The sequence below is a fragment of the Ruegeria sp. CG3 genome (assembly GCF_056537205.1).
Map to the genome: position 1 here is coordinate 17,900 of NZ_JBQFRC010000002.1, position 26,427 is coordinate 44,326.

The following is a 26,427-nucleotide window of genomic DNA, read 5'->3' on the forward strand; positions in this document are numbered from 1 at the left end:
AAAACCCCGGGCAGCATGACCGCCCGGGGTTCGAATTTCCGAAAGAACGTGTCGGCTTATTCGCCCGAAGCTTGCGCCACATCCACGGTCACGCCGGGGCCCATGGTCGAGCTCAGCGCGATTTTCTTCATATAGGTGCCCTTGGCGCCCGACGGCTTCGCCTTGGCAACGGCCGAGATGAAGGCGCGGACGTTTTCCGCCAGCTTGGCTTCGTCGAACGACGCTTTGCCAACGCCTGCGTGTACGACACCACCTTTTTCCGCCTTGAACTGGACTTCACCACCCTTGGCTGCTTCCACGGCCGCTTTCACGTCCATGGTCACGGTGCCGACCTTGGGGTTCGGCATCAGGTTGCGGGGGCCCAGAACCTTACCCAGACGACCGACGATCGGCATCATGTCCGGGGTTGCGATGCAACGATCAAAGTCGATGTTGCCGGCCTGGATGCTTTCCATCAGGTCCTCGGCGCCGACGATGTCCGCACCGGCTTCTTTCGCCTCGTCAGCCTTGGGGCCGCGCGCGAAGACAGCAACGCGCATGTCCTTGCCGGTACCGTTCGGCAGACCGACGACGCCGCGCACCATCTGGTCTGCGTGACGGGTGTCGACGCCCAGGTTCATGGCGATTTCGATGGTTTCGTCAAACTTCGAGGTTGCGTTGGCCTTGACCAGTGCAACTGCCTCTTCGACCGACAGGTTTTCCTTGCCGGCGACGGCTTCGCGCGCTGCGCGGGTACGTTTACCGAGTTTTGCCATCTTACTTCACCTCGATGCCCATGGAACGGGCCGAGCCCAGGATGATCTTCATTGCGCCTTCGACGTCGTTGGCGTTTAGATCCTTCATTTTGGCTTCGGCGATCTCGCGCACCTGCTTGGTGGTCACGGTTGCTACGGTCTCACGGCCGGGGTTCTCCGCGCCACGGGGGCGGTTACGCTTGCCGACCGGCTTCAGACCGGCCGCCTTCTTCAGGTAGTAAGACGCGGGCGGCGTCTTGATGTCCATGGTGAAGGACTTGTCCTGGTAGTAGGTGATCACGGTCGGGCACGGAGCGCCGGGCTCCATGTCTGCGGTCTTGGCGTTGAACGCCTTGCAGAATTCCATGATGTTGATGCCGCGCTGACCCAGCGCCGGACCAACTGGCGGCGACGGGTTCGCCTGACCTGCAGGAACCTGCAGCTTCATCGTACCAGCAAGCTTCTTGGCCATTTGGTTTTCCTTTCAACGTGAATGGGACGCGTCCCATCCGGTTTTATGTTGCGTGGTCCGATCCGGAATCGCGATCCCTGCGATCTCCCACGAGAGAATCTCGCCCGAAGACGATAGGGGCGGCGTTTACAGGGGAACGAATGGGTTGGCAAGAGCATGCCACTGAAAACAGGATGGCTGGCGAAGCCTCCTCCCCAACGGCGTTCGCCGGTATGCAGGCTCCGCCCCCGCTATGGACCGGCAGGCGCCTCCGACTGAACGGCGCGCTGGTAGAGATGCCAAGTAGTATGTCCAAGGATCGGCAACGTAAAGACAAGCCCCAGAAACGCCGGCACCAGCGACAACAGCATCGTGACCGAGATGATGGCCGCCCAGCCAAGCATGACCACAGGGCTTTCGGCGACAACGCGGAGCGATGTAAGCATGGCCGTTACGAAATCGGTGTCGCGATCCAGCAGCAAGGGCATGGCAACAACAGTCACCGAAAACAGAACGGCGGACAAAAACGCACCGACGCAGGTGCCAACAGCCAGGAAAGCCCAGCCTTGGGGGGTAAAGAACACGGTGTTCAGGAAACCGTCGAAATCCGAAAACGAGGCATTCTGCAGGATGACCGCCAACCAAAGCCGAACCTGGTAGATCCATACCCAGAAAACGAACAGCGTAACGAAGGCCATCCAGCCCATTTCCCGCTTACGCTGATTGGCCATGACCGTCAGTATTTCCGACCAGCCAAAATCCTCTCCGGCCTGAAGTCGACGCGACATCTCATAGAGGCCTGCAGCAGCGAAAGGGGCGACCAGCGGAAATCCCACGACGGCGGGAATGATCATCCAAATCTTGCCAAGCCAGACCAGGCTCCAGACCAGCAGAAACCCGAAGACGGCATAGAACAATCCGAAAAATCCGCTCATTATGGGACGCGCCAGAAAGTCGGAAAACCCGGCCTTCAGCGAGTCGGTTATGTCGGCGGCGGCGACCGTGTTGACCACAGGCATCGGCCGCTGAGGCGGGGTCAGCTTGTCGGGTGGCGTGGGGCCTGCAGCCTTGGATGTCATGACAGCGTCCTCCCAAAGCATCACTGCACGAAAATCCTCTGGCCCATAAGCCCGGCTGCGCAACGATCATACCTGTACCAAGCATAAGTGTGCATCAGGCAGTGAGTTAGGGCAAGCGGCCAAGGCTGTGGCAAAACCTTACCGGCAAGCACCAGAAACAGTTGCGCCGCCTGTTACGGCGGCGCATTCGATTTCTGCACGATCAGTTCCTGCAGGAAAGATCAGCTCTGCTTGGTGACCTGCGTAAAGTCCAGCTCGACCGGAGTTTCGCGCCCGAAGATCGAGACGGTAACCTTCAGCTTCTGGTTCTCGTCGTCCACGCCCTCGACCATACCGTCGAAATCCTCGAACGGGCCGTCGTTGACTTTGACCTTCTCGCCAACCTCGAAGCTGATCATCAGCTTGGGGGCTTCCTCGCCTTCCTGAACACGGTTGAGGATCTGGTTCACCTCGGCGTCGCGCATCGGCATTGGGCGGCCCTGCGGACCCAGGAAACCGGTGACCCGGTTGATCGAATTGATCAGGTGATAGCCTTGATCCGACATTTCCATGTGCACCAGTACGTAGCCGGGCATGAAACGGCGTTCAGTCGTGACCTTCTTACCCCGGCGTACCTCGATCACCTCTTCGGTGGGAACCAGAACCTCGTCGATCTCGTCCTCAAGGCCGTGCTCGGCCACCGACGTGCGGATCTGCTCTGCGATCTTCTTTTCGAAATTCGAAAGAACGCTGACCGAGTACCACCGTTTCGCCATGAACCTGTCGTCCTTGTTTGCCTTTGGCGCGCCGCGTCGGGTGGACGCACCTGAATTGAAATTTTGTCGCGGTCCGGCCGCGTGTTCCGGAATAAAAAGCGGCGCGCAGTCCGAATCGCCGCACGCCCATCCCGAAAGGTCCCGCGTCAACTACTCTGACATTGCCTGCTGTGCAAGGGGGCAGTGCCGGTCGGGCGCCCGAAGCGGGCGCGTCTCGGCGCGATCCGACGGGACCCGGCAGTCGGCTTTAGCTGAACATACCCAGGATCAGTTGCAGACCGCCGCGAATGCCCAGATCCACCAGAGCAAAGAACACGGCAGTCAGAGCCGCCATGATGAACACCATGACCGTGGTCAGCAGAACCTCGCGCCGCGTCGGCCAGACGACCTTTGCAACTTCGGCACGGACTTGCTGAATGAACTGGATCGGGTTTGTGGTGGCCATTAAGCTTGGTCTCTCTGCTAGCGGATGGGCCGGACATAGCCGGGCATTGCGGCAATTTCAAGGGCCGTCGACATCACGATTGCACCCGGTCAGGACTTGGGGCGATCATCCCACTCGTTGCTCAGAATCCGTCGGGCATCGCCTTCGGGGTCGTCATATTGGTTGCTGCGGACCGTATAGATGAACGCCACCAGCCCAACACCGCCCAACAGCAGCGAAATCGGTATCAGATAGGCCAGAACTTCCATTCGGATCACCTCAGGCGCAGCGCGTTCAGGGATACGGTAATCGACGATGTGGACATCGCCAAGGCCGCGATCAGGGGCGTCGCAAGGCCGGCAACGGCCAAAGGCACCGCGATGACATTGTAGATCGTCGCAATCTGAAAATTCTCGCGGATGCGCTTCGTCGCCCGGACCGCAGTATGGCAGGCATCGGCGATCGGCGACAGGTCATTGCCCAGCAGGACGATGTCCGAAGCCACGCGGGCCGCATCCAGTGCCGAAGCCGGAGAGATCGAGGCATGGGCCGCCGCCAGCGCGGCTGTATCGTTCAACCCGTCACCGACCATCAAAACCCGGCGGCCTTGGTCTGCCAGCTTCTGAATGTGTCGCGCCTTGTCCTGCGGCAGCGCCCGCGCGATCCAGGTCTCGATCCCCAGCTTCTCGGCCAGAGCTTTCACGGCGTTGGTCGTGTCCCCGGACATGAGGATGACGTCCTTGCCCGCATCACGCAAAGCCGCGACCGCGTCGGCGGCGCCGGGGCGTAAAGAGTCGGCAAAGCGGAACTCGACCGGGCGATCGCCCCCCACTGCCAACCAGGCCGCGGTGTGATCACCCTCCGTCGCGCCCACCCATTCGGCCCGGCCCAGCCGCACGAGTTGCCCCTGAAACTGGCCTTCGGTCCCGCGACCGGGAATCTCGGTGACGTTTTCAACCTCGGCCGGGGTATACCCCTCGGCCCGAGCGGCCCGGGTCAGGGCGACCGCCAGCGGATGCGCCGAAGCCTGTGCCAAGGCCAGAGCGATCTCGATCTCACGGCCTGTGTGTTCGCCACCGTTGACCAGTTGAGGCGCGCCTGATGTGAGCGTTCCGGTCTTGTCGAACACTACGGTGTCGACCTCGGCCAACCGCTCCAACGCGGTGGCGTCCTTGATCAGCATCCCCTTGCGGAACAGCCGCCCCGAGGCTGCGGTGGTGACCGCAGGAACCGCCAACCCCAACGCACAGGGGCAGGTGATGATCAGCACAGCGGCGGCGATGTTCAGAGCTGTGCGCAGATCGCCAGAATAGATGTACCAGCCAACGAAACTGAGTGCGGACAGGATATGAACCCCGGGGGCATACAGCTTGGCCGCCTTGTCCGCCAAGGACGTATAGCGCGACCGCCCGGATTCCGCGATGGCCACAAGATCTGCCATGCGGTGCAGCGAAGTCTCTTCGCCCACCGCCGTTGCCTGAATGGTCAGCGGCCCGGTCAGGTTGACCTCACCCGCGCTGACCTGTGTTCCCGGCTGGGCAAATACCGGCAGGGTTTCACCGGTCAGCAACGACCGGTCCAACTCGGATTCACCGGTCACGATCTTGCCGTCCACCGGCATCCGCCCCCCTGGTCGCACCAGGATCAGGTCACCGACGGCCAGTTCGGCAACAGCGACCTCGCGCTCGGCCCCGTCAACAAGACGGATGGCGCGCGGCACCTCGAGGGCTGTCAGCTCCTCGGCGGCGGAGCGGGCCGCGGCACGGGTGCGGTAATCCAGATAGCGCCCCGCCAGCAGAAAGAACGTCAGCGTCAAAGCCGCATCGAAATAGGCGTGCTCACCGCTCAGCGCCGTTTCCCAAAGCGAAGTGACCAAGGCCAGCAGGATTGCCAGAACGATCGGCACGTCCATGTTCAGGCGGCGAACACGCAGCGCGCTCCACGCGTTGGCAAAAAACGGTTGGGCCGAGAACGCAATGGCCGGGAGGGCGATGGCCGCCGAAATCCAGTGAAACATGTCGCGCGTCGCGTCGGTGGCGCCGGACCAGACGGACACAGACAGCAGCATCACGTTCATCGATGCAAAGCCGGCGACCGCGAGGCGCATCAGCAGATCCCGTCCGGCCTTGTCCGATTGCGTGGCTGACAGAGCACCCGGATCCAGCTCATGCGCCTCGTACCCGGCCCGATCGAGGACCGGGATCAGATCCGTTGCCCGAACCTCGGGCCCCGCCTTGATCAGAGCGCGCTTGAGCGTCAGGTTGACCCGCGCGTCCTGTACGCCGGGGTACGCGTTCAACGCACGTTCGACATTGGCAATACAGGCCGAGCAATGAATGCCCGGCAGTGACAGCGCGATCTGAACGTCGACCGGTACCGGCCTGGCCGGTTCCGCCGGAGCCGCGATGCAGCCCGGACAGGCTGCGGTCCCGGATGTCACCTGCGACGACATCAGCCTAACCCTTGATGTACAACGGAATGCGCCGACTGAATTCCGCGCCGTCCGCGTCGCGCGCGACAATACGGACATTCCAGTTGCCTTTTCCAAGCGTCGCCGGGGTGGAATACGCCACACCGTCAAAGGTGAAGTCCGGCGAAAAATCCTCGCGCATATGAGTTGCGCGGCCGACCACGGCCTGCAGTTCGGCCACCCGCACAGGCACGCCTTGCGCATCCGTGATGCGAAGGATCAGCAGGCCGCCCTTGGTTTCCACCTCTGCATCCCAGCCCAGAGACTGCTGCTCCTGCAGCTTTTCATTGAACTCCTGACTGGCAACGTAGGAGTTCTTGACCTCGAGCCCGGGGAATGTCGCGACTGCCTTGTAGGCCAGCACCAGATTAACTGCGATGATGACCCCGAAGGCCCCGACAAAAACCGCAAGAGCGTGCTTTCCGGTGAATTTGCGCTCGGCCATGGTTCAGTTCCCCCGCCCGTTGAACGTGGTGTCCTTGTAGGCGCGCTCGCCGCTTTGCAGGTCTTCGACCCAGATCCGGACCGGTGTCGTTTCCGCCGATGCGGGCGCTGTATCTTTCGCGGCGACGATGTAAACCCGGGTCAACTGTGCCGTGTCCGCAGTTACGTTTACCGTATCCAGTTCCGTTCCTTCAATCTGAACCTGCAGGCTTGGGTCACCGACCAGAGACAGTTTGAACAGGCGGTCTTCGCCATGTTTGTTCCGCAACCGCACGTCGTAGGTGTTGCGGATCGAACCGTCGGACATGGTCACGAATGTCGGATTGCGCACCGGCGCCACCGTCAGATCGATATCCGATCGGATGAACAACGCAAACAGAAGGCCAAAACCCACCAACGACCAAAGCGCGGTATACATGATTGTCCGGGGCCGCAGGATGTGCTTCCACACGTTCTTGGGAGGCTGGCCCGCGCGTTCATGTGTTTCGTCGCTGAGCGCCATATAGTCGATCAGACCGCGCGGCTTGCCGATCTTGGCCATCATGTCGTCGCAGGCATCGATGCACAGCGCGCAGGTTATGCACTCCAGCTGTTGGCCATCACGGATGTCGATCCCGACCGGGCAGACATTGACGCAGGCCATGCAGTCGATGCAGTCGCCCAGTTCAGAGTCGGCCGTCCGCTTGCCCTTGCCGCGCGGCTCGCCCCGCCACTCTCGGTAGCCAACCACCAGAGTGTCCTCGTCCATCATCGCCGCCTGAATTCGCGGCCACGGACAGGCATAGATGCAGATCTGCTCGCGCGCGAACCCGCCGAAGAAAAAGGTCGTGCCGGTCAGAACCAGCATGGTGGTATAGGCGATCGGATGAGCGTTGCCGGTCACAAGGTCCCGCGCCAGGGTCGGCGCATCCGCGAAATAGAACACCCAGGCCCCGCCGGTCGCCAGACCGATCAGGAACCAGACCACCCATTTGGTCAATCGCAGGCGGGCCTTGCGGAAATCCAGCTTCTTCTGACGATGAAGGCGCAGGCGGGCGTTTCGATCGCCTTCGATCCAACGCTCGACCAGAATGAAAAGGTCGGTCCAAACCGTCTGTGGGCAGGCATAGCCGCACCACACCCGCCCCAAGGCCGAAGTAAACAGGAACAGGCCCAAGCCGGCCATGATCAGCAGACCGGCCACAAAGTAGAATTCGTGTGGCCAGATCTCGATCCAGAAGAAGTAAAAGCGGCGGTTCGCAAGATCCAGCAGCACCGCCTGATCCGGAAGGCTGGGCCCCCGATCCCACCGGATCCACGGCGTCACATAGTAAATGCCAAGCGTGACGGCCATTATGATCCATTTGAGGTTCCGAAACTTGCCGGAAACGCGCCGTGGAAAGATCGGTTCCCTTGCGGCGTAAAGGCTGGGGGCTGGGGTGTGATCGCTCACGGCATGGCTCCGGATCTTGCTGTTTGTCGGGCGACTTGTTCCAGATCATACACCGGACAACTTTGACATGGGTCAAAAGCGCATCGCGCAGACACCTTTTGTCACACCTGGTTCGCTTGGCGTTTCAGCCACCCGACGAACGTCTTCACCGCCTTTCTTTGCGGCGTTTGCGCCGTCACGATGTGGTAGCCTCGGCCGTCCGGTGCGACATGAAGTTCAACTAGTCTTCCGGCCACGATATCACGTTCGACGAAATGTCGCACTGTCACCGTGACCCCCTGCCCCGCGCGCACGCCCTCAAGGACCAGATTGCCCGGCAGGTTGGTCCGTCCAGCGCCGGGGTCCATAGCCGCCCCATGTTGTGCCAGCCATGTGCTGGCTTCGGTCGTGCCCACCTCTTCCAGCCACGGCAAACGGGCCAGATCAGCCGGCGACCACTCGGACCTGGAACCCAGAAGACTGGGCGCGGCAACGATGACCATCGGGGTTTTCAACAACATCTCGGACCGGACGCCCGGCCAACCGCCCGCCCCGTATCGAATCGCGACATCCACCCCCCCGGGGCGCAGATCGACCAGTTCCGGTGACGGATCCAAGGTCAGATCGATCCCGGGGTGATCCGACCGGAAAATCGGCAGCCGCGGCATCAGCCATGAAGCTGCAAATGAGGAGGTCAGCGAAACGTGTACCGGCCGATCCTCTCCCGCGTGCACCAGGTCCGAGACCGCCGCATGGATGGCGCCAAACCCCAGCTGAACGCTGCGGGCCAAGTGTTCGCCATCCGACGTCAGGACCAGCGTCTTGCCCGACCGGTCCAACAGGGTCACGCCCATATGCGCCTCAAGCGCCCGCAACTGCTGGCTTATGGCGGCATGACTTACATTCAACGCATCGCCGGCCTTGACGATATTTCTGTGCTCGGCAAAAGCAGAGAAAGCCCGTAGCGCCGACAAGGGCGGAAGGTTCAGCCAGTCCATATGTAACCTCTGCTTACATCTGAGCACGGTAATTGAGTAGCAAATATCCGGTCAAGAGCCGATGCTGGAACCCGAGTTCATCGCATCAGGAGAAAGACCATGCTGAACATCTACGCTGCTTCCTTCATGACCGCCACGCGGCTGAACGCCCCCAAGCTGCGCGACGCGCCCAAACCAAATGCGCCAAAAAGGAAAAGATGGCTGCCGGCCGGACACTGGTGGGTCAGCAAGAGCCGCGAGTTGGATCCGCGCAACCTTTAGGATCAGTTTGCGTGCCCGCGCTGGACCGGGGCCATTGTCAGCACTATTTTCGGAAAATGCGGTGCCGGCTGTTCAGGAAACGCGCGAACAGATGGAACAGCCGGCACCTAGGCCTTCGGGCGGCACGCCGCCCGAAGGTGTTCCTGGATTTTATTGACCGCCACCCAATTGGTGGACATAGGCCGACACGGCGCGGATCTGCGCTTCGGTCAGACGCGTGTCCCAGGGGGGCATGACGCCAAACCGGCTGTAGGTCACCGTTTCGGTCAGCGTTTTCTCATTGCCGCCATACAGCCAGATCGCATCCGTCAGGTTCGGTGCGCCCTGCGCGATATCGCCCTTTCCGTCATCGCCGTGACAGGCCGCGCAGTTGTCCTCGTAGACAACCTTGCCCGCCTGCGCCGCAGCATCGTCGGTTTGGGCGTTGGTCAGCGACATCACATATTGCACGACCTGGGTGATTTCCTCGGGCTCGAGGATCTCGCCGAATGCCGGCATTTCGGAGTAGCGCGCGTCGTCGCTTTCTTCGTTGCGAATGCCGTAGCTGACCGTGGTGACGATGTCATCCAAGGTGCCGCCCCACAGCCAGGCGTCGTCCAGAAGGTTCGGGAAACCTTTCGCACCCTGCGCGCCCGAACCGTGGCACTGAGCGCACCAGGTGCGGAACACGGCGCCACCGGCGTTGACCGCATATTGCTGCAGCTCGGCATCCTTGGCGATATCATCCAGCGGTGTCTCGACCAGCTTGGCGTTCCACGGAGCGTTGGCCTCTTCAAACGAAACCATCTCCTTCTGCACCAACTCGCGCGACGACCAGCCAAGCACACCGGCGGTTGCGGATTGCACCAGCGGCCACGCCGGATACATGATCGTGTAGATCACACCCCAGAAGATGGTCGCGTAGAAGGTCCACAACCACCAACGCGGCATCGGATTGTCGAATTCCTCGATGCCATCCCAGCTGTGACCGGTCGTCTTGGGATCACCCGGCTGTTTTTCAGGTGTCTTGCTCATTTCCGCGCCTCCTCGGATGTGGCGGGTTTGTCTTGATGCCGGAACGGGATGTTTGCGGTGTCCTTGTATTCCTTGCTGGCACCGGGGCGGAACACCCAGATGACGATGCCGACAAAGAAGGCGAACAACAGAAGCAGCATCCAGCTATCCGCGAATTGCCTCAGGATCGTGTATTCTTCCATCACACCCTCCTTTAGCGGCTTGCATCCGGGGTGAAGGTCGAGAAGTCGACCAGCGTTCCCAGCATCTGCAGATATGCAACCAACGCATCGGCTTCGGTCAGTTCCGGCTGACCATCGAAGTTGCGCACGTTGACGTTTTCGCCATAACGCTCCAGCAGCCCGTCATAGTCGCTGTCCGGATCGGCCTGCGCCCGGAAATCGGCAACTGCGTTTTCCAGCATCTCGTCCGTGTAAGGCGTGCCCAAAACCGCATTGGTGGCCATGATGTCACCGATATACCGGCCGTCGATCTTGCGGTTTTCCAGGAAGCCGTATTTCGGCATCACGGATTCCGGCACCACCGATTGCGGATCACGCAGATGGTCCACATGCCATTGATCCGAGTAGCGGCCACCCACACGGGCCAGATCCGGCCCGGTGCGTTTGGACCCCCACTGGAACGGGTGGTCGTACATCGACTCGGCCGCCAGCGAGTAGTGGCCATAGCGCTCGACCTCGTCCCGCATCGGGCGGATCATCTGACTGTGGCAGACATAGCAGCCTTCGCGGATGTAGATCTCACGCCCCGCCATCTCGAGAGGGGTGTAAGGGCGCATGCCCTCCACCTTCTCGATTGTGTTCTCAAGGTAGAACAGCGGGGTGATCTGAACGATGCCACCGATAGTCACGACCAGGAAGCTGAAGATCAGCAGGAGGGTCGCGTTGGTCTCGAGGATCTTGTGTTTGTCGAGAATTGCCATTGCTCCGGCCCTCCTTATTCAGCCGGGACCGCGACGGTCAGGCTGGCCTCTTTGGCCGGAGCCCGCCGGACGGTCATCCACAGGTTGTAGCACATGATCAGCGCACCAGCGACGAACAGAACACCGCCCAGCGCACGCACCACATACATCGGGAACTTGGCCGCCACGGTGTCGGCGAACGAGTTCACCAGGAAGCCGTTGGCATCCACTTCGCGCCACATCAGGCCTTCCATGATACCGGTGACCCACATCGACGCGGCGTAGAGCACGATACCGATGGTGGCGAGCCAGAAGTGCCAGCTGACCATCTGCAGCGAGTACAGACGCTCGCGCTTCCAAAGAACCGGCACCAGGAAGTACAGCGCACCAAAGGTGATCATGCCGTTCCAGCCCAGCGCGCCGGAATGTACGTGACCAATGGTCCAGTCAGTGTAGTGCGACAGCGAGTTCACCGCGCGGATCGACATCATCGGGCCTTCGAAGGTGGACATGCCGTAGAAACCGACCGAGATGACCATCATGCGGATGACCGGGTCGGTACGCAGCTTGTCCCAAGCGCCCGACAGGGTCATCAGGCCGTTGATCATGCCACCCCACGAAGGCATCCACAGCACGACCGAGAATACCATGCCCAGCGTCGAGGCCCAGTCAGGCAGCGCGGTATAGTGCAGGTGGTGCGGACCAGCCCAGATATACAGGAAGATCAGCGCCCAGAAGTGGATGATCGACAGCTTGTAGCTGAACACCGGACGCTCGGCCTGTTTCGGGATGAAATAGTACATCATGCCCAGGAAACCGGCGGTCAGGAAGAAGCCCACGGCGTTGTGGCCATACCACCATTGGATCATGGCGTCCTGGACACCCGACCAGACGATGACCGATTTCGAACCCCAGATGCTGACCGGAATGGTCATGTTGTTGACCAGGTGCAGCATCGCGACGGTAACGATGAACGCCAGGTAGAACCAGTTCGCCACATAGATGTGGGGCTCTTTCCGCTTGACGATCGTCCCCAGGAACACGGCCAGATAGGCCACCCAGACGATGGTCAGCCACAGGTCCACATACCATTCAGGCTCGGCATATTCCTTGGACTGGGTCCCGCCCAGCACATAGCCGGTCGCGGCAAGAACGATGAACAGCTGATAGCCCCAGAACACGAACCAGGCCAGGTTGCCGCCCCACAGACGCGCGGCGCTCGTGCGCTGCACGACGTAGAAGGATGTGGCGATCAGGGCGTTGCCGCCGAACGCGAAAATGACCGCTGATGTGTGCAGCGGGCGCAACCGGCCAAAGTTCAGAAGCCCTTGCGCCCATTCGAAGTTCAGCACCGGAAAGGCCAACTGGAACGCGATGAAGGTTCCCACCAGGAACCCTACGACACCCCAAAAAGCGGTTGCGATCACGCCATAGCGGATCACGCCATCCATGTACTCACCCGAACGATCGACAAGAATATCCGGCTCATCCGTGTTTCGCAGCGTCCAGATGAACAGGCCACCGGCGATGAGCATCACCAGTATCGCGTGCACCTGATACGCCAAATCCCGCGCATAGTTGGATCCGATCGCTGCGAACAGCACGACCAGACCAAGCGCGATCAGCTTGATGTAATTCGACATATTGCGTCCCTTTGCCATGCTCCGGGCGACTCTTGTGCCGCATAGAGCTTTCGTTGACTGGTTGCTGTATGATCCATGCACAACCAATGCTGCTTTGATCTGCATCAAGACAATAGCCTGAAAACTGTGACAGGCATAAGCAAATGAATGGGTTACCTGGTCGCACAGGTTTCAGAACCCGAAACACGAGGTCGAAATGGCTTATAAATCTCTTCTCACCGTCATGACGGAAACCAAGTTTGCCAAGCCGGCTCTGGCCCAGTTGGTCGCCTTGGCCGAAGCGCAGGACGGCCATGCCGAAGCGCTGTGCCTCGGTGTCGACCGTAGCCAGACCGGCTACTACTACGCGGGCGCAAACGCCCTGATCCTTCAGGAGACCTTGAAGCGTGCAAATGCCGAGGCCGATGAAGTGCTTGCCTTTGCCGAGGATTTCCTGGGCAAGTCAGGCGTGCGCTGGTCCGCTGAAAACGGCGTGGCGCAGATCGCCGACCTGGGTCGGCACGTCGCGCATCGGGCCCGTTTCTCGGACCTTGTAGTTCTGCCTCAGCCCTATGGCAAAGATCGCGGCGCCGAGGCCGAACCGATCATCGAAGCCGCTATGTTCGAGGGTCACGCCTCGGTTCTGGTGGTCCCGGATGACGCAAAACCATTCGCCAGCCCTCGGACAGTGCTGATCGGCTGGAATGAGAGTGTCGAGGCGATGAATGCCATTCGGCGCGCGCTGCCGTTCCTGCGAGCGGCCGAGCTGACCCGGATCGTTGTGATCGATCCGCCGCGTCACGGCCCTGATCGCTCGGACCCGGGCGGTATGCTGTCGCAAATGCTGTCCCGCCATGGCGTGAAATGCGAAATCGACGTGCTGAGCAAGACGATGACGCGTGTGTCCGACATTCTGAACCGTCACGCCGCAGACGTCGAAGCCGACATGATCGTGATGGGCGCCTATGGTCACTCGCGGTTCCGCGAGGCCATTCTGGGTGGCGCGACACGGAATATGTTGGAACAGTCCTCGGTTCCGGTATTCCTGGCCCACTGAACTGCGGGCACAGCAAAACAAAAAACCGCCCCGGAAGGGGCGGTTTTTTCGTCAGACCTTTTTGACCAAACCGATCAGGAACAGAAGGATGACGGCTCCGATCGTTGCAAAGAAGATCGACGACATCATACCGCCGCCGACGGAAAACCCGAGCGCGGGAAAAATCGTTCCGGCGAGAAAAGCGCCAACGATCCCGACGATGATGTTCCCGATCACGCCAAAGCCGCGGCCCTTCATGATCCTGCCCGACAACCAGCCCGCGATCGCGCCGACAAACAGCATTGCCAATAGGCTACCGAATTCCATGCCTTGCTCCTGAATATTGTTTCACGCAAAGGCATTAGAACACGGCCGGGCCGTTGGGTCACGCACGAACGTAGTGCATCCCCTGGAACCCGGATCGCAGATCCCGCACCTTGGGCGCGACCGATGCGGGATCATCGGCCGACAGCGCCTCGGCGAACAGGGCCACAAGTTCTCCGGCATGTTCGGGGGTCACGCCCCGCCGGACCAATTCGGGCGTTCCGATCCGCAATCCGTTCATGTCACCCGCAACCGGGGCGATAGGCAAACCGATACCACATGCCAGGAACCCAGCCCGCCGCAGGTGTTTTGAAACCGCCTGCCCGCCCCCATAGTCTGCGGCCTTCAGCGCGAATTGGTGCGAGGCGGTGGCTCCACCAGCCCCTTTGAACACTGGCAATCCCTGATCTTCCATCTCGCTGGCCATTGCCTGCGCAAGATCGATCATCGCTTGTCCATAGGCCGGCCCGAAGTCAACCCAGTCCAGCAATGAGATTGCCAGAGCCGCCGATTTCGCGGCATCGAAATTGGCCGTCATTCCGGGAAATGCGATGGCGTCCAGCCGTTCCGCAATTTCGGCGTCGTTGGTGACGATCAGCCCACCCGCCGGGCCGCCCAGGCTTTTGTAGGTGCTCATCGTCATCAGATGCGCGCCTTCATCCAACGGGTTCGCCCAAGCCCCGCTGGCGATGATCCCGCATTGGTGGGCCGCATCGAACAGAACCTTGGCCCCGATTTCGTCGGCAATTTCGCGCACGGCCGACACAGGATGCGGAAACAGGTTCAGCGAGCCACCGACGGTGATCAACCGGGGCTGGTGCGTTTTGGCCATGTCGCGCAGAGCGGCCAGATCCAGACTGTACCCGTCCGCATTCACTGGTGCATTGACCGTTTGCAGACCATAAAGCCCTGCGCAGCCACCCTCATGGTGGGTCACGTGCCCGCCGATCGCTGCCGGAGGCGCGATGATCGTATCGCCCGGCCGTGTCAAAGCCATGAAGCCATACAGATTAGCCAAGGCGCCGGATGCCACTCGGAATTCGGCGTATCGCGCGTTGAACACGCGGGCCGCAAGCTCGGCCGCGATCACCTCGATCTCCTCGATGGCCTCAAGACCCATCTCGTATTTGTCGCCCGGATAGCCCAAAGATGGACGACTGCCCAGACCCGCGGCCAGTGCTGCCTCGGCCGTTGGATTCATGACATTTGTCGCCGGGTTCAGATTGAAACACTCGGCATCGTGAATATCCGAGTTTCGCGCGATCAGCGCGTCGATCCGGGCCTCGATCGCTTCCGAGCTGCTGTTGGAAACCTTCCGGGCGATGGTCTGAACAAGGTTTTCGCAGTGGCCCGGAACCCAGGCACGGTGAGCAAGGTGCTGCATCTGATCCTCCGTCTTTGCGGCCAACGATGCAAAGATCCTGACTTGCGCGCAAATCAGTTTTGCGAAAAATTAGGGTTAGAAAAATTGAGCCTAAATCCATGCCCGTTGCTCCACCGCGCCCCAAGCCCCTGCCTCTGAACGCGCTGCGTGCGTTCGAGGCCGCAGCCCGCCTGGGAGGATTCTCGGCCGCGGCTACGGAACTTGGCGTCAGCGCAGGGGCGGTATCAGCCCATGTCAAAACGTTGGAAGACGAACTGGGTGCGCCCCTTTTCGAGCGCACCGCAAGAGGCGTTGCCCTGACCGCGCTGGGACAGAAGGCGTTGCCGGACCTGACCAAGGCCTTCAACACCTTGGGACAAGCCACTTTGTCCATGCGCGCCCAGGCACAGTCGCAGGTGGTGCACATCGTGACGCTGCCCTCGATTGCACAGCTATGGCTGTCGCCAAGGTTGCCCGAACTTCGAGCCGCAGAGCCGGAAATCGAAGTTTCACTCACGGCCGAGGAAACCCCGCCCAACCTCAAGCGCGCGCCCTTCGACATCTACCTGTTTTTCGGCGGTGACTTGGGGGACCCCATCGCCGAAGACGCCATCTTTCCGATTTGCGCGCCGGCCTTGGCGCGTCGCCTGACTACGCCCGAGGACTTGGCGAATGTGACCTGCCTGTCCGATTCGACCTGGTTCGACGATTGGCAAACCTGGGTGGCCGCGGCGCGACCCGGATGGGCGTTCACACCCCGCGGGCCGGTTTTCTCTTTGTACGCGCTGGCCATCGAAGAAGCGCTGAACGGTGCGGGTGTGTTGATGGGACACAAGGCGCTGGTTCAGCCGCATCTGGACAGCGGTCGACTGGTGGCTCCGTTCGAAACGGTGGTCACTCTTCCCGACAGGCTCAAGCTGTGGTCGCCACGTGCCGTCCGATCGCAGACACCGGTCGGGCGCGTCGTCGAATGGCTCAGAAAAACCGCTTAGACCAGAAACCCGCCGTCCGAATCATCCCCGGCCTCTTCCATCAGGCGGCCGATATCCGGAACGGTCACGTGGCGCTTGCCCTGCAGCAGGATCACTTCATCCTTTTTAAGCGCAGAAATCTGACGGCTGACTGTCTCCAGTGTCAGACCAAGGTAGTCGGCCATCGCCTCGCGGGTCAGCGGCAGGTCGAAGACGATGGGGCCGGATGAGCCCTTCTGGCTGGCAGACGCATCCCGGCGTGCGATGATCGACAGCAGGCTGGCGATCTTCTCTCGCGCGGTCTTGCGGCCAAGAACCAGCATCCATTCACGCGCCGCGTCCAACTCGTCCAACGTCATCTGCAGCAAGCGGTGGGCAATATGCGGTGTGCGGCCCATGAGGTCCTCGAACGGTTTCTTGCGGAAACAGCACATGACCACGTCAGTGGTCGCTTGAACGTCATAAGGCGCCGAGTCGCGCCCCGGCCGCCCTACGAAGTCGCTGGGCAGCAGCAGGCCCACCATCTGGGTGCGCCCGTCCTCCATGGTTTGGGTCAGAGACGCGATCCCGGACACGACCGAGCCCACGAAATTCATCTGATCGCCCGACCAGATGATCGTCTGACCGGCCTCGAAGCTGCGGTAATACTTGATCTCTTCCAACGCGACCAACTCGTCCGCATCGCAGCGCGCGCAGACGGCTCGATGCCGAATTGGGCAATCTTCGCAATTGGAGTGGTCAACGAGGGTATTCAGAGTCATGCGCGCGTCCACTTGATCTCGGTCAAGGTTTTCTGGTCGTCGAGCCTATACCGGTGTCGTCATGATAGTAAAACCTCAATTGGCAAAGCTCGGACTATTTGACGCGAAGGTACCGCGTTATACCAGCTATCCGACCGCCCCCCACTTCAGCAATGACGTGGGGCCCGACATGTTCAGCGACTGGATCTCCGCCATCCGGCCGGGCAGTTCGATCTCGCTCTATGTCCATGTGCCGTTCTGTCGCCGGCTGTGCTGGTTCTGCGCCTGCCGCACCCAGGGCACCCAGACCGACAACCCCGTCATCGCCTATGTCGATGTCCTCAAGGCCGAGTTGGACCTGCTGGCCGCGCGCCTGCCCAGCGGGGTGACCCTGTCGCGCCTGCATTGGGGCGGGGGCACGCCCACGCTGTTGAACCCCGACCTGATGCGCGAACTGGCCGCGCATATTCTGGGGATCGTCCCACTTGGACCCAACGCGGAATTCTCGGTCGAGATCGACCCCAACGAGGTGGACGCCGCCCGTCTGGATGCGCTGGCCGAGGCCGGGATGAACCGCGCCTCGATCGGAGTTCAGGATTTCGACGACGAGATCCAGAAGACGATCGGGCGCATCCAGAGCTATGACACCACCCGCGAAGCGATCGACATGATCCGCGAGCGCGGCGTGCCCAGCCTGAACGCCGACATCCTGTACGGACTGCCGCACCAGACCAAGGCGCGGATGACCGAAAGCGTACAAAAGCTGCTGTCCCTCAACCCCGACCGGGTGGCCCTGTATGGCTACGCGCATGTGCCGTGGATGGCGAAACGCCAGCAGCTGATCCCGTCCGACGCCTTGCCGACGCCGGAACAGCGGCTTGATCTGTTCGACACCGCGCGCCGTCTGTTCCTGTGGGACAATTACGAAGAAATCGGCATCGATCATTTCGCCACCAAGGATGACGGGCTGACCCACGCGCTGAAGGCCGGGCGGCTGAAACGCAACTTCCAGGGCTATACCGACGACCAGGCCGAGGTTCTGATTGGCGTCGGCGCCAGCTCGATCTCGCGCTTCCCGCAGGGCTATGCGCAGAATGCACCGGCCACGTCGGCCCATACCAAAGCGGTGCGCGATGGCCGGTTCTCGACCTCGCGCGGGCATCTGTTCAAGGATCAGGACATTCTGCGCGCCCGCCTGATCGAGGCCCTGATGTGCGACTTCCGCATCGAAACGGCCGAGATCCTGCGCGACCACGACATCTCGGCAGCCGAGCTGAAGGCGATGTACCAGCGCGCCAATGACGCCTTCGACGGGTTGTTGCAAATCACCGATGACGGGCTGTTCATCCCGCCCGAAGCGCGCGCCCTGACCCGGATGATCGCCCGGACCTTCGACGCTTATGACCTGAGCAAGGCAGGCCACAGCTCGGCTATCTGACGACGGGCGGCAGGCCGCAAACCGGCCAGTCGCCACAATGCAAAAAAGCGGGGGGTTGACGCGCGCGGTGGGTTTTCCCCACACTCGGAAGGCGGGCGGCGGGCCGCCCGACGCCGAGGCAGGCCATCATTCAGACAGACTCGCCGGCGCATCCGCGTTCGACAGCTCCTTTCGTGCAACCACTCTGCAACTTGACGAAAGGACAGCACCCATGCGCGTTTTTACCGTCCTCGGCCCCAGCCAATCGGGCAAGACAACCCTGGTCGAGGCCATCAGTCGCCTTGATGGCCGGCCCACCACATTCGACCTGTCCGGAACCGTGCATCTGCACGGTTTTTCTTATCTGGACGAACCATGGTGTGCGATCGACGTGGATGGCGGGGGCGATGCGCTGGCCTATGCCGGACCCGCCATGGCCATTTCCGACGCGGCCGTGGTGGTGGTCCCGCCGGACCCGGACGCGGCGGTTCTGTGTGCCCCCTATCTGCGGCTGGTCGATGAGGCGGGCATTCCCTGCTTTCTGTTCATCAACCGGATGGACAACCCCAACGGCCGCATCCGCGACATCATCGCCGCGCTGCAGACCTATTGCAGCCATCACATCACCCTGCGACAGGTGCCGATCCGTGAAGGCGAAACCATCGTCGGCGCCGTCGACCTGATCTCAGAGCGCGCGTGGAAATATCAGGAAGGTCAGCCCTCGGCGCTGATCGAACTACCGCAATCGGTGGCCGATCGCGAGGCCGAAGCCCGCACCGAACTGCTCGAAACCTTGTCGGATTTCGACGACCACCTGCTTGAGCAGCTGATCGAGGACAAGCAACCGCCCAGCGCCGAGGTCTATGACCTGGCCGCGCAGGTCCTGCAGAACCATCAGTTGATCCCGGCCTGTCTGGGCGCAGCCAGCCATGGCAACGGGCTGACCCGCCTGATGAAGGCCCTGCGGCACGAGGCGCCCGAATTCGACATCGCCGCCGACCGGGACGCGGCGCCCGAGGCCGCCCGCGCCATCGCCGGGTTCGCCGACGTCAAAAAGCACATTGGCAAAATCATCGTCCTGCGGGGGCTGGGCGAGGGGATCAAGGCGCATGACCCGCTGGGCGGCGAAACTGTTGGCAACCTGACCGCGCTGGACGCAAAGACCCAAATCGACGGGCTGAAGGCCGGCGAGATCGGGCTGGCGGTGAAATCCGATCACCTCAACCCCGGCAATATCTATGACAGCAGCGGCTCCACGCCGCTGCCGGATTGGGCCACGGCGCATCCGGTCGCCTATCGGCAGGTGGTGTCGCCGGCCCATGAACGCGACGACGTGCGCCTGTCCAACGCGCTGTCCAGGCTGGTCGAGATCGACCCGGGCCTGACGCTGGAACAGGACGAGCTGAGCGGCCACGCCGTTCTGGGCTCGCAGGGGCCGCAGCACATGCGTCGGGTGGTCGCCAAGCTGGCCGAGGATTTCGGGATCGAGATCGAATCCTCTCCGGTCGAGACCGCCTATAGAGAGACCATCCGAGCCACGGTCGAACACCGACACCGCCACCGCAAGCAATCCGGCGGCGCGGGGCAGTTCGCCGATGTGGTGATCTCTGTCGCACCGCTGCCGCGCGGATCGGGTTTTCAATTCGACGAGGTGGTCAAGGGCGGCGCGGTGCCCAAGAACTATATCCCCTCGGTCGAACAAGGCGCGGTCGATGCACTGGCGCAGGGCCCCGAGGGCTTTCCGGTGGTGGATGTGAAGGTCACGCTGCACGACGGCAAGCATCACAACGTGGACAGTTCCGATTTTGCCTTCCGGACTGCGGGAAAGAACGCCGTGCGCGAGGCCTTGCCACAGGCCAAGCCGGTTGTTTTGCAGCCGATCCTGAACGCCGAGATCCATGTTCCGTCGGCCTTCGTGGGCGATCTGGTGCCCACGATCAGCTCGCTTCAGGGGCAGGTTCTGGGGTTCGAGGGCAACCCGAACGCGCCGGGCTGGGAGATCTTCAACGCCCAGTTGCCCGCCGTGGCCGAAGACGAACTACACCGCACGCTGGCCAGCGCCACACGCGGCACCGGCTGGGTCAAGCTGCAGTTCGACCACTATGAAGAGCTGCGCGGCCCGGTGCCGAAATCGGCATCACGCGAAACGGCCAACGCCTAGCCCGCCGCAGCGATCAGTTCGCGAGTATAGTCATCCTGGGCGTTGACGAAGAGGTCTTCGGCAGCGCCCATCTCGACCACGTCTCCGTTGCGCATGACGATCACCTTGTGTGACATCGCCCGCACCACCTTCAGGTCGTGGCTGATGAACAGGTAGGCCAGCCCGTATTTCTTCTGAAGGTCGCGCAGCAGTTCGACGATCTGCACCTGCACCGTCATGTCCAGCGCACTCGTCGGTTCATCCAGCACCAGCAGCTTGGGCCGCAGCACCATGGCGCGGGCAATCGCGATGCGCTGGCGTTGCCCGCCCGAGAATTCGTGCGGGTAGCGGTCCATCGCCGACGGGTCCAGGCCCACCTCGGTCATCACCTCGGCCACCAGTTCGCGCGGGGCCCGGTGCGGGTCGACCTTGTGGATCGCCAGACCCTCGGCGATGATCTGCTGGCAGGTCATGCGCGGGCTGAGGCTGCCGAACGGGTCCTGAAACACGATCTGCATGTCCTTGCGCAGGCGGCGCAGTTCACGCGTGGACCAGCGGCGCACATCCTGTCCGCGGAAGGTGATCGCGCCCTCGGAGGCGATCAGCCGCATGATCGCCAGCGCCAGCGTGGTCTTGCCCGAGCCGCTTTCGCCGACGATCCCAACGGTTTCGCCCGCCCGCACGCTGAGTGTGGCGTCGTTCACCGCCTTCACATAGCCGACCGTGCGTTTCAGGAATCCGCGCTGGATCGGAAACCAGACCTTCAGATGCTCGGTCCGGGCCACTTCTTCGGCCGCGGGGTCGATCGGGTCGGGTATGCCCGTGGGTTCGGCTGCCAGCAGCTTGCGGGTATAGGGGTGCTGAGGGTTGTCGAAGATCTCGGCCACGGGGCCGGTCTCGACGATCTCGCCATCCTTCATCACGCAGACCCGGTCGGCGATGCGTCGCACGATGCCCAGATCATGGGTGATGAACAGCATCCCCATGTTTTCCGATTTCTGCAGCTCGGCCAGCAGTTCGAGGATCTGCGCCTGAATCGTCACGTCCAGCGCAGTGGTCGGCTCGTCCGCGATCAGGATGTCGGGCTTGTTGGCCAGCGCCAGCGCGATCATCACCCGCTGCCGCTGTCCGCCGGACAGCTGATGGGGATAGGCGTCCAGCCGTTCCTCGGGGTCGCGGATACCGACCTTGTTCAACAATTCGACGATCCGGGCGCGCGCCGCGTCGCCCGTCAGACCCTGGTGCAGGGCCAGCGATTCCGCCATCTGCTTCTGGATCGTGTGCAGCGGGTTCAGCGAGGTCATCGGCTCCTGGAAGATGAAGCTGATGTCGTTGCCGCGGACCTCCATCAGGCGCTGCTCGGATGCGCCGATCATCTCCTGCCCGTCATAGGTGACCGACCCTTCGACGATCGCGCTGTCGCCCAGCAGCGACACGGTGGACAGCGCGGTGACCGATTTTCCCGACCCGGATTCGCCCACCAGCGCCACGGTTTCCCCGCGATCGACATGGAACGAGACGCCCCGAACCGCCGTGGTCACCTGCCCGTCCTGACGGAACGAGACCCTGAGGTTTTTCACATCCAGCAAGCTCATGAGAAGGTCTTTCGCGGGTCGAACGCGTCACGCACGCCTTCGAAGATGAAGACCAGCAGCGACAGCATGATGGCAAAGGTGAAAAAGGCAGTGAAGGCCAGCCACGGCGCCTGCAGGTTCTGCTTGGCCTGAAGGGTCAGTTCACCCAGCGAGGGCGCCGAGGACGGCAGGCCAAAGCCCAGGAAATCGAGGCTGGCCAGCCCGCCGATCGTGCCGGTCACGATGAACGGCATGAAGGTCAGCGTGGCCACCATCGCGTTGGGCAGCATGTGGCGGAACATGATGGTCAGGTTGCCCACGCCCAGCGCCTTGGCCGCGCGCACATATTCCAGGTTGCGGGCGCGCAGGAACTCGGCCCGAACCACGCCCACTAGGCCTGTCCAGGAAAACAGCACCATCAGGACGACCAGCAGCCAGAAACTGCGCCCCAGCACCGCGAACATGATGATGATGACATAAAGCGACGGGGTGGATGACCAGATCTCGATGATGCGCTGGAAGATCAGGTCCAGCCAGCCACCGAAAAAGCCCTGCAGCGCGCCGGCGAATATGCCGATCAGGCTGGCGGCGCCGGTGACGATCAGGGTGAACAGGATCGACAGGCGGAAGCCATAGATGACGCGCGCCAGCACGTCGCGCTTGGTGTCGTCGGTGCCCAGCAGGTTCTGCCGGTTGGGCGGCAGCGGCGCGGCGCCGGGACGATCGACGCTGGTGTTGAAAGAATAGGGGATCGGCGGCCAGATGGCCCAGCCACGCTCGAAACCCTCGGCTTGGAACGTTCCCGCCTCAATCTGCTCGATGATGCCTTCGGGGTCATCGAAACAGTCATCCAGTCCGCCGCTGTCGATCAGGCAGCGGACCTCGGGGTCGCGGTAGATCGCCTCGGTCTGGAAGTCGCCGCCGAACTCGGTCTCGGCGTAGAAGTTGAAGATGGGCGTATAGAGCTCGCCCCGATACTTCACAAGGATCGGTTTGTCATTGGCGATGAATTCCGCGAACAGCGACAGACCGAACAGCACCGAAAAGATGATCAGCGACCAGAAGGCCCGGCGGTTGCGGCAGAAATTGCGCCAGCGACGTTGGTTCAGAGGAGAAAGTGCCATTTACCCCTCGCGTTTCTCGAAATCGATGCGCGGATCGACCAGCACATACATCAGGTCGCTGATGATGCCGACGACCAGACCGAGCAGACCGAAAATGAACAGCGTCCCGAAGATTACCGGATAATCTCGCGCCACTGCGGCCTCAAAGCCCAGACGACCAAGGCCATCCAGCGAGAAGATCGTCTCGATGATGATCGACCCGCCGAAGAACACGCCGATGAACACCGCCGGGAAGCCGGCGATCACGATCAGCATCGCGTTGCGGAATACGTGGCCGTACAAAACGCGCTGCTCGCTCAGCCCCTTGGCGCGGGCGGTCATGACGTATTGCTTTTTGATCTCGTCCAGAAACGAATTCTTGGTCAGCAGCGTCAGCGTGGCAAACGCGGAAATCGTAAGTGCGATGGTCGGCAGGGCGATGTGCCAGAAGTAGTCGGCCACTTTGCCCAACAGGCTGAGGTCTTCCCAATTGTCCGAGGTCAGCCCGCGCAGCGGGAAGATCTGCCAGTAGGAACCGCCCGCAAACAGCACCAGCAGCAGGATCGCAAACAGGAAGCCGGGGATCGCATAGGCCACGATGATGGTCGCGCTGGTCCATGTGTCAAAGCGTGAACCATCCTTGACCGCCTTGCGGATGCCCAGCGGGATCGAGACCAGATAGGCGATCAGCGTCGACCACAGGCCCAGCGAGATCGAGACCGGCATCTTCTCGAGCACCAGGTCGATCACCGAGACCGAGCGGAAGTAGCTTTCGCCAAAATCCAGCGTCAGATAGTTGCCCATCATGTTCAGGAACCGCTCGACCGGCGGTTTGTCGAAGCCGAATTCCTTCTCCAGTTCGGCGATGAATTCCGGCGGTAGGCCGCGGGCGCCCACGTATTTGTCATCGAAAACGCCACCGCCGGGTTCGGCCCCGGCACCCGCGTCACCGGACCCCGCAAAACCCGCGAATACATCGCCCTGCCCTTCGATCTGGGCGATGATCTGCTCGACCGGACCGCCGGGCACGAACTGCACCAGCGTGAAGTTGACGATCATGATGCCCAGAAGGGTCGGGATGACCAGCAACAGGCGTCGAAGAATATATGCGCCCATGTTAACGCAGCGCGCCTTCTGCTTTCAGGGCCGCTTCCTTTTCGGGATTGATCCACCACAGATCAAGGTATCCCAGCGCATAGGGCGGCAACTGATCGGGGTATTCGTACATGTTGTAGTAGGCTGTCCAGTATTCCGCGATATACCCATCCGGTATGATGAAGAACTCATAGCGCAAGGCGCGATCCAAGGCCATAAGCGCTGCGTCCTGATCAGTTTGATTGTTGGTCGCGAAAGACGCCTCGATGATGGCGTCCACCAACGGGCTGGCAAGGCCTGCCGGGTTGAACAGGCTGAACTCGGCCTCTTTCGAGCCATACATCTGACTGAGGCCGCCACCAGTGGACAGGAACGCGCCATAGCGTGTTGAATAAACCATGTCATAGTCACGCTCGCGGCTGCGCAGGGTGTACTGCGCCGGATCGACCTTTTCGGCCGACGCATCCACGCCCAGCGCCTGGAGGTTTTGGACAAAGGTCTCGATCATCGTGGCTGTCGATGTCGGCAGGTTGGACGGATAGGGGATGTTCACCCGCAGGGTCTGACCCTGAGCATTGCGGCGCAAGTTGCCGTCGCCTACGGGCCATCCGGCTTCGTCCAACAATTTTGAGGCTTTGCGCAGGTTGCGCCGATCGTTCAGGCGCGCCGGGCTGGATTCGTGAACGGTCGTCACCGGTTCGGACAACAGCTCGGGTGGAACCACGTCGCCCAAAGCCTGCAGAAATGCCAGCTCTGCCCCCTGCGGTGTATCCATCGCTTCAAGCGGCGTGCCTTCGATGAACGAATCGCGGGGCGAGTTCAGCCCGAACAGCAGAGATTCATTGGCCCATTCAAAGTTGAATGCCAGCGCCAGTGCCTTTCGAACATTCTTGTCCGCGAATTGCGGACGCGCGAGGTTGAACACAAATCCCGACGGGGTCGGCGGACTGCCATTCGCAATCGCGTCCTTGACGACATAGCCCTCTTTCAACTTGGGGAAGTCATAGCCGGTCGCCCACAGTTTGGGATCGCTTTCGATCCGCAGCGTGTATTCGCCTGCCTTGAAGCCTTCAAAGGCGGCTGTCTGGTCCGCGAAATACTCGACTCGGATGGTATCATAGTTGTGCCGGCCCTTGTTGAACGGCAAGTCCTTGCCCCAGTAGTCGTCCCGGCGTTTGTAGACGATGCGCCGGTTGATATCGTAGCTCTCCAATTTGTAAGGCCCAGATCCAACGGCGACTTCCAGGCGCGGCTCGTCGAGACGGCGGGAAGGGTCTGCCTCGAACCACGCTTTCGAGAATACGGGCGTCGCGCCGACGGTTTCGATCCGGCTGCGGGCCGTCAATTCGGGATTGAACGTGAACTTGACTGTATGCGTATCCAGTGCCTCGGCGCCGGTCACCATCCGCCCGACGGCCTGTGCGTACGACGGCAGGCCCTGTTCGATGAACAGGCGGTGGCTGTAGACCACATCCTCGGCGGTGACAGGCGTGCCATCCCAGAACGTCGCTTCGGGGCGCAGGTGGAAAATGACCCAGTTGCGGTCGGCGTCATACTCGAGGCTCTCGGCCAAAACGCCGTAGTACTGACCGACACTGTCATCCGTGCTGTCCATCAGCCGATCGTATTGCAGTGTCGTCAACGCTCCGGGGCGACCTTTGCGCGAATATGGGTTCAGGGAATCAAACGTGCCCGATGCGGCCAATGACAGCTCGCCGCCCTTGGGTGCATCCGGGTTGGCATAGTTCAGGTGCGTGTAGTCGGCGGGGTAGTCGAGATTGCCGAAGTACGAGTAGCCATGGCTGCGAATGATCTGGTCCTCGTCGGCCCGGACTGGCCCCGCCTGCCCCAGAACCAACGCCGCCGAAATGCCCAATGCCGCGACCCAATGACGAAAACCTTGTTCGCGCGCGCCAGGCAGATGGGAAATCATACGGGTCATCCTTCGATGTTGTCTTCTGTCCATGTCCTTGTGCGCAAGCTAAAAGCCCAGCACTGACACTTGCAAGTTTAGAATGCGTGAGCGCTTTGTGAAGTTTAGCTCAGACAAAAAAAGCCGCTGCACAAGGCAGCGGCTTTCGCATTTCGGTGTCTGGATGG

26 protein-coding genes are annotated in these 26,427 nt (G+C 61.5%); 5 read left to right on the forward strand and 21 right to left on the reverse strand.

Annotated elements, in window-relative coordinates; translation table 11 throughout:
• Window positions 1–56: 56 nt before the first annotated feature.
• The 10 genes from rplA to ACR0NB_RS10650 form a co-directional block, all read right to left on the reverse strand.
• Complete coding sequence (gene rplA / locus ACR0NB_RS10605; protein WP_093964341.1) at window positions 57–755, reverse strand: 50S ribosomal protein L1; 699 nt, start codon at window positions 753–755, stop codon at window positions 57–59.
• 1 nt (window position 756) lies between these two features.
• Complete coding sequence (gene rplK, locus ACR0NB_RS10610) at window positions 757–1,206, reverse strand: 50S ribosomal protein L11 (protein WP_093964340.1); 450 nt, start codon at window positions 1,204–1,206, stop codon at window positions 757–759.
• 230 nt (window positions 1,207–1,436) lie between these two features.
• The gene (locus ACR0NB_RS10615) at window positions 1,437–2,264 is read right to left on the reverse strand and encodes a DUF2189 domain-containing protein (protein WP_480775644.1); all 828 of its coding nucleotides are present in this window, start codon (window positions 2,262–2,264) and stop codon (window positions 1,437–1,439) included.
• Between the two features lie 221 nt (window positions 2,265–2,485).
• Entirely contained in the window at window positions 2,486–3,019 is a 534-nt protein-coding gene (gene nusG, locus ACR0NB_RS10620) for a transcription termination/antitermination protein NusG (protein WP_093964422.1), read from the reverse strand.
• 247 nt (window positions 3,020–3,266) lie between these two features.
• On the reverse strand, window positions 3,267–3,464 hold the full coding sequence (gene secE / locus ACR0NB_RS10625; protein WP_093964338.1) for a preprotein translocase subunit SecE: 198 nt from the start codon (window positions 3,462–3,464) through the stop codon (window positions 3,267–3,269).
• 89 nt (window positions 3,465–3,553) lie between these two features.
• Window positions 3,554–3,712 (reverse strand): cbb3-type cytochrome oxidase assembly protein CcoS, encoded by a 159-nt coding sequence (gene ccoS / locus ACR0NB_RS10630; RefSeq protein ID WP_093964337.1) that lies wholly within the window; start codon window positions 3,710–3,712, stop codon window positions 3,554–3,556.
• 5 nt (window positions 3,713–3,717) lie between these two features.
• The gene (locus tag ACR0NB_RS10635; protein ID WP_480775645.1) at window positions 3,718–5,895 is read right to left on the reverse strand and encodes a heavy metal translocating P-type ATPase; all 2,178 of its coding nucleotides are present in this window, start codon (window positions 5,893–5,895) and stop codon (window positions 3,718–3,720) included.
• Between the two features lie 4 nt (window positions 5,896–5,899).
• Window positions 5,900–6,358 (reverse strand): FixH family protein, encoded by a 459-nt coding sequence (locus ACR0NB_RS10640; RefSeq protein ID WP_170420070.1) that lies wholly within the window; start codon window positions 6,356–6,358, stop codon window positions 5,900–5,902.
• A 3-nt stretch (window positions 6,359–6,361) separates the two neighbouring features.
• Window positions 6,362–7,789 (reverse strand): cytochrome c oxidase accessory protein CcoG, encoded by a 1,428-nt coding sequence (gene ccoG, locus ACR0NB_RS10645; protein ID WP_170457416.1) that lies wholly within the window; start codon window positions 7,787–7,789, stop codon window positions 6,362–6,364.
• A 101-nt stretch (window positions 7,790–7,890) separates the two neighbouring features.
• Window positions 7,891–8,766, reverse strand: coding sequence for a LysR family transcriptional regulator (locus ACR0NB_RS10650; protein WP_480775646.1), 876 nt, complete (start codon window positions 8,764–8,766; stop codon window positions 7,891–7,893).
• 99 nt (window positions 8,767–8,865) lie between these two features.
• Here ACR0NB_RS10650 and ACR0NB_RS10655 point away from each other — a divergent pair, with 99 nt between their 5' ends.
• On the forward strand, window positions 8,866–9,027 hold the full coding sequence (locus ACR0NB_RS10655; protein WP_170364352.1) for a hypothetical protein: 162 nt from the start codon (window positions 8,866–8,868) through the stop codon (window positions 9,025–9,027).
• 150 nt (window positions 9,028–9,177) lie between these two features.
• Here the strand turns inward: ACR0NB_RS10655 and ccoP are convergent, their stop codons facing one another.
• The 4 genes from ccoP to ccoN are packed head-to-tail and all read right to left on the reverse strand — an operon-like array spanning window position 9,178 to window position 12,585.
• A complete protein-coding gene (ccoP, locus tag ACR0NB_RS10660; protein ID WP_480775647.1) occupies window positions 9,178–10,041 on the reverse strand; it encodes a cytochrome-c oxidase, cbb3-type subunit III in 864 nt (287 codons plus the stop codon).
• Window positions 10,038–10,223, reverse strand: coding sequence for a cbb3-type cytochrome c oxidase subunit 3 (locus ACR0NB_RS10665; RefSeq protein ID WP_093964331.1), 186 nt, complete (start codon window positions 10,221–10,223; stop codon window positions 10,038–10,040). Before ACR0NB_RS10665 ends, ccoP begins: the two co-directional genes overlap by 4 nt.
• Window positions 10,224–10,234: 11 nt before the next feature.
• A complete protein-coding gene (gene ccoO / locus ACR0NB_RS10670) occupies window positions 10,235–10,963 on the reverse strand; it encodes a cytochrome-c oxidase, cbb3-type subunit II (RefSeq protein WP_093964330.1) in 729 nt (242 codons plus the stop codon).
• A 14-nt stretch (window positions 10,964–10,977) separates the two neighbouring features.
• Window positions 10,978–12,585 carry a cytochrome-c oxidase, cbb3-type subunit I gene (ccoN, locus tag ACR0NB_RS10675; protein ID WP_093964421.1) on the reverse strand — a complete coding sequence of 536 codons (1,608 nt, stop codon included), beginning with the start codon at window positions 12,583–12,585 and terminating at the stop codon, window positions 10,978–10,980.
• A 196-nt stretch (window positions 12,586–12,781) separates the two neighbouring features.
• Here ccoN and ACR0NB_RS10680 point away from each other — a divergent pair, with 196 nt between their 5' ends.
• Complete coding sequence (locus tag ACR0NB_RS10680) at window positions 12,782–13,621, forward strand: universal stress protein (protein WP_170457414.1); 840 nt, start codon at window positions 12,782–12,784, stop codon at window positions 13,619–13,621.
• 51 nt (window positions 13,622–13,672) lie between these two features.
• Here ACR0NB_RS10680 and ACR0NB_RS10685 read toward each other — a convergent pair whose 3' ends face one another.
• Window positions 13,673–13,927 carry a GlsB/YeaQ/YmgE family stress response membrane protein gene (locus tag ACR0NB_RS10685; RefSeq protein WP_170365008.1) on the reverse strand — a complete coding sequence of 85 codons (255 nt, stop codon included), beginning with the start codon at window positions 13,925–13,927 and terminating at the stop codon, window positions 13,673–13,675.
• Between the two features lie 58 nt (window positions 13,928–13,985).
• Complete coding sequence (locus ACR0NB_RS10690) at window positions 13,986–15,308, reverse strand: aminotransferase class I/II-fold pyridoxal phosphate-dependent enzyme (protein ID WP_480775648.1); 1,323 nt, start codon at window positions 15,306–15,308, stop codon at window positions 13,986–13,988.
• A 98-nt stretch (window positions 15,309–15,406) separates the two neighbouring features.
• On the opposite strand from ACR0NB_RS10690, the gene ACR0NB_RS10695 reads away from it, so the two are divergent.
• Window positions 15,407–16,279, forward strand: a complete 873-nt coding sequence (locus tag ACR0NB_RS10695) for a LysR family transcriptional regulator (RefSeq protein ID WP_480775649.1) — start codon at window positions 15,407–15,409, stop codon at window positions 16,277–16,279.
• Here ACR0NB_RS10695 and fnrL read toward each other — a convergent pair.
• On the reverse strand, window positions 16,276–17,019 hold the full coding sequence (fnrL, locus tag ACR0NB_RS10700; protein ID WP_170341416.1) for a transcriptional regulator FnrL: 744 nt from the start codon (window positions 17,017–17,019) through the stop codon (window positions 16,276–16,278). The genes ACR0NB_RS10695 and fnrL overlap by 4 nt on opposite strands.
• A 61-nt stretch (window positions 17,020–17,080) precedes the next feature.
• Here fnrL and hemN point away from each other — a divergent pair, with 61 nt between their 5' ends.
• Window positions 17,081–18,436 (forward strand): oxygen-independent coproporphyrinogen III oxidase, encoded by a 1,356-nt coding sequence (hemN, locus tag ACR0NB_RS10705; RefSeq protein ID WP_170369985.1) that lies wholly within the window; start codon window positions 17,081–17,083, stop codon window positions 18,434–18,436.
• A gap of 211 nt (window positions 18,437–18,647) precedes the next feature.
• Window positions 18,648–20,576 (forward strand): elongation factor G, encoded by a 1,929-nt coding sequence (locus tag ACR0NB_RS10710; RefSeq protein ID WP_480775650.1) that lies wholly within the window; start codon window positions 18,648–18,650, stop codon window positions 20,574–20,576.
• Here the strand turns inward: ACR0NB_RS10710 and ACR0NB_RS10715 are convergent.
• From ACR0NB_RS10715 to ACR0NB_RS10730, 4 genes are read right to left on the reverse strand one after another with little or no spacing between them, the layout of a single operon-like run.
• Complete coding sequence (locus tag ACR0NB_RS10715; RefSeq protein WP_480775651.1) at window positions 20,573–22,150, reverse strand: ABC transporter ATP-binding protein; 1,578 nt, start codon at window positions 22,148–22,150, stop codon at window positions 20,573–20,575. The genes ACR0NB_RS10710 and ACR0NB_RS10715 overlap by 4 nt on opposite strands.
• Window positions 22,147–23,253, reverse strand: a complete 1,107-nt coding sequence (locus tag ACR0NB_RS10720; RefSeq protein WP_170369224.1) for an ABC transporter permease — start codon at window positions 23,251–23,253, stop codon at window positions 22,147–22,149. The genes ACR0NB_RS10715 and ACR0NB_RS10720 overlap by 4 nt, the downstream gene beginning before the upstream one ends.
• Window positions 23,254–24,348 (reverse strand): microcin C ABC transporter permease YejB, encoded by a 1,095-nt coding sequence (locus ACR0NB_RS10725; protein WP_170341405.1) that lies wholly within the window; start codon window positions 24,346–24,348, stop codon window positions 23,254–23,256.
• A gap of 1 nt (window position 24,349) precedes the next feature.
• Window positions 24,350–26,260 (reverse strand): extracellular solute-binding protein, encoded by a 1,911-nt coding sequence (locus ACR0NB_RS10730; RefSeq protein ID WP_480775913.1) that lies wholly within the window; start codon window positions 26,258–26,260, stop codon window positions 24,350–24,352.
• Between the last annotated feature and the right edge of the window lie 167 nt (window positions 26,261–26,427).

Bases quoted from the DNA above. Each gene is read 5' to 3' on its own strand.
- rplA (WP_093964341.1), bottom strand. From the start codon at position 755: ATGGCAAAACTCGGTAAACGTACCCGCGCAGCGCGCGAAGCCGTCGCC.
- rplK (WP_093964340.1), bottom strand. From the start codon at position 1,206: ATGGCCAAGAAGCTTGCTGGTACGATGAAGCTGCAGGTTCCTGCAGGT.
- ACR0NB_RS10615 (WP_480775644.1), bottom strand. From the start codon at position 2,264: ATGACATCCAAGGCTGCAGGCCCCACGCCACCCGACAAGCTGACCCCG.
- nusG (WP_093964422.1), bottom strand. From the start codon at position 3,019: ATGGCGAAACGGTGGTACTCGGTCAGCGTTCTTTCGAATTTCGAAAAG.
- secE (WP_093964338.1), bottom strand. From the start codon at position 3,464: ATGGCCACCACAAACCCGATCCAGTTCATTCAGCAAGTCCGTGCCGAA.
- ccoS (WP_093964337.1), bottom strand. From the start codon at position 3,712: ATGGAAGTTCTGGCCTATCTGATACCGATTTCGCTGCTGTTGGGCGGT.
- ACR0NB_RS10635 (WP_480775645.1), bottom strand. From the start codon at position 5,895: ATGTCGTCGCAGGTGACATCCGGGACCGCAGCCTGTCCGGGCTGCATC.
- ACR0NB_RS10640 (WP_170420070.1), bottom strand. From the start codon at position 6,358: ATGGCCGAGCGCAAATTCACCGGAAAGCACGCTCTTGCGGTTTTTGTC.
- ACR0NB_RS10650 (WP_480775646.1), bottom strand. From the start codon at position 8,766: ATGGACTGGCTGAACCTTCCGCCCTTGTCGGCGCTACGGGCTTTCTCT.
- ACR0NB_RS10655 (WP_170364352.1), top strand. From the start codon at position 8,866: ATGCTGAACATCTACGCTGCTTCCTTCATGACCGCCACGCGGCTGAAC.
- ccoP (WP_480775647.1), bottom strand. From the start codon at position 10,041: ATGAGCAAGACACCTGAAAAACAGCCGGGTGATCCCAAGACGACCGGT.
- ACR0NB_RS10665 (WP_093964331.1), bottom strand. From the start codon at position 10,223: ATGGAAGAATACACGATCCTGAGGCAATTCGCGGATAGCTGGATGCTG.
- ccoO (WP_093964330.1), bottom strand. From the start codon at position 10,963: ATGGCAATTCTCGACAAACACAAGATCCTCGAGACCAACGCGACCCTC.
- ccoN (WP_093964421.1), bottom strand. From the start codon at position 12,585: ATGTCGAATTACATCAAGCTGATCGCGCTTGGTCTGGTCGTGCTGTTC.
- ACR0NB_RS10680 (WP_170457414.1), top strand. From the start codon at position 12,782: ATGGCTTATAAATCTCTTCTCACCGTCATGACGGAAACCAAGTTTGCC.
- ACR0NB_RS10685 (WP_170365008.1), bottom strand. From the start codon at position 13,927: ATGGAATTCGGTAGCCTATTGGCAATGCTGTTTGTCGGCGCGATCGCG.
- ACR0NB_RS10690 (WP_480775648.1), bottom strand. From the start codon at position 15,308: ATGCAGCACCTTGCTCACCGTGCCTGGGTTCCGGGCCACTGCGAAAAC.
- ACR0NB_RS10695 (WP_480775649.1), top strand. From the start codon at position 15,407: ATGCCCGTTGCTCCACCGCGCCCCAAGCCCCTGCCTCTGAACGCGCTG.
- fnrL (WP_170341416.1), bottom strand. From the start codon at position 17,019: ATGACTCTGAATACCCTCGTTGACCACTCCAATTGCGAAGATTGCCCA.
- hemN (WP_170369985.1), top strand. From the start codon at position 17,081: ATGATAGTAAAACCTCAATTGGCAAAGCTCGGACTATTTGACGCGAAG.
- ACR0NB_RS10710 (WP_480775650.1), top strand. From the start codon at position 18,648: ATGCGCGTTTTTACCGTCCTCGGCCCCAGCCAATCGGGCAAGACAACC.
- ACR0NB_RS10715 (WP_480775651.1), bottom strand. From the start codon at position 22,150: ATGAGCTTGCTGGATGTGAAAAACCTCAGGGTCTCGTTCCGTCAGGAC.
- ACR0NB_RS10720 (WP_170369224.1), bottom strand. From the start codon at position 23,253: ATGGCACTTTCTCCTCTGAACCAACGTCGCTGGCGCAATTTCTGCCGC.
- ACR0NB_RS10725 (WP_170341405.1), bottom strand. From the start codon at position 24,348: ATGGGCGCATATATTCTTCGACGCCTGTTGCTGGTCATCCCGACCCTT.
- ACR0NB_RS10730 (WP_480775913.1), bottom strand. From the start codon at position 26,260: ATGATTTCCCATCTGCCTGGCGCGCGCGAACAAGGTTTTCGTCATTGG.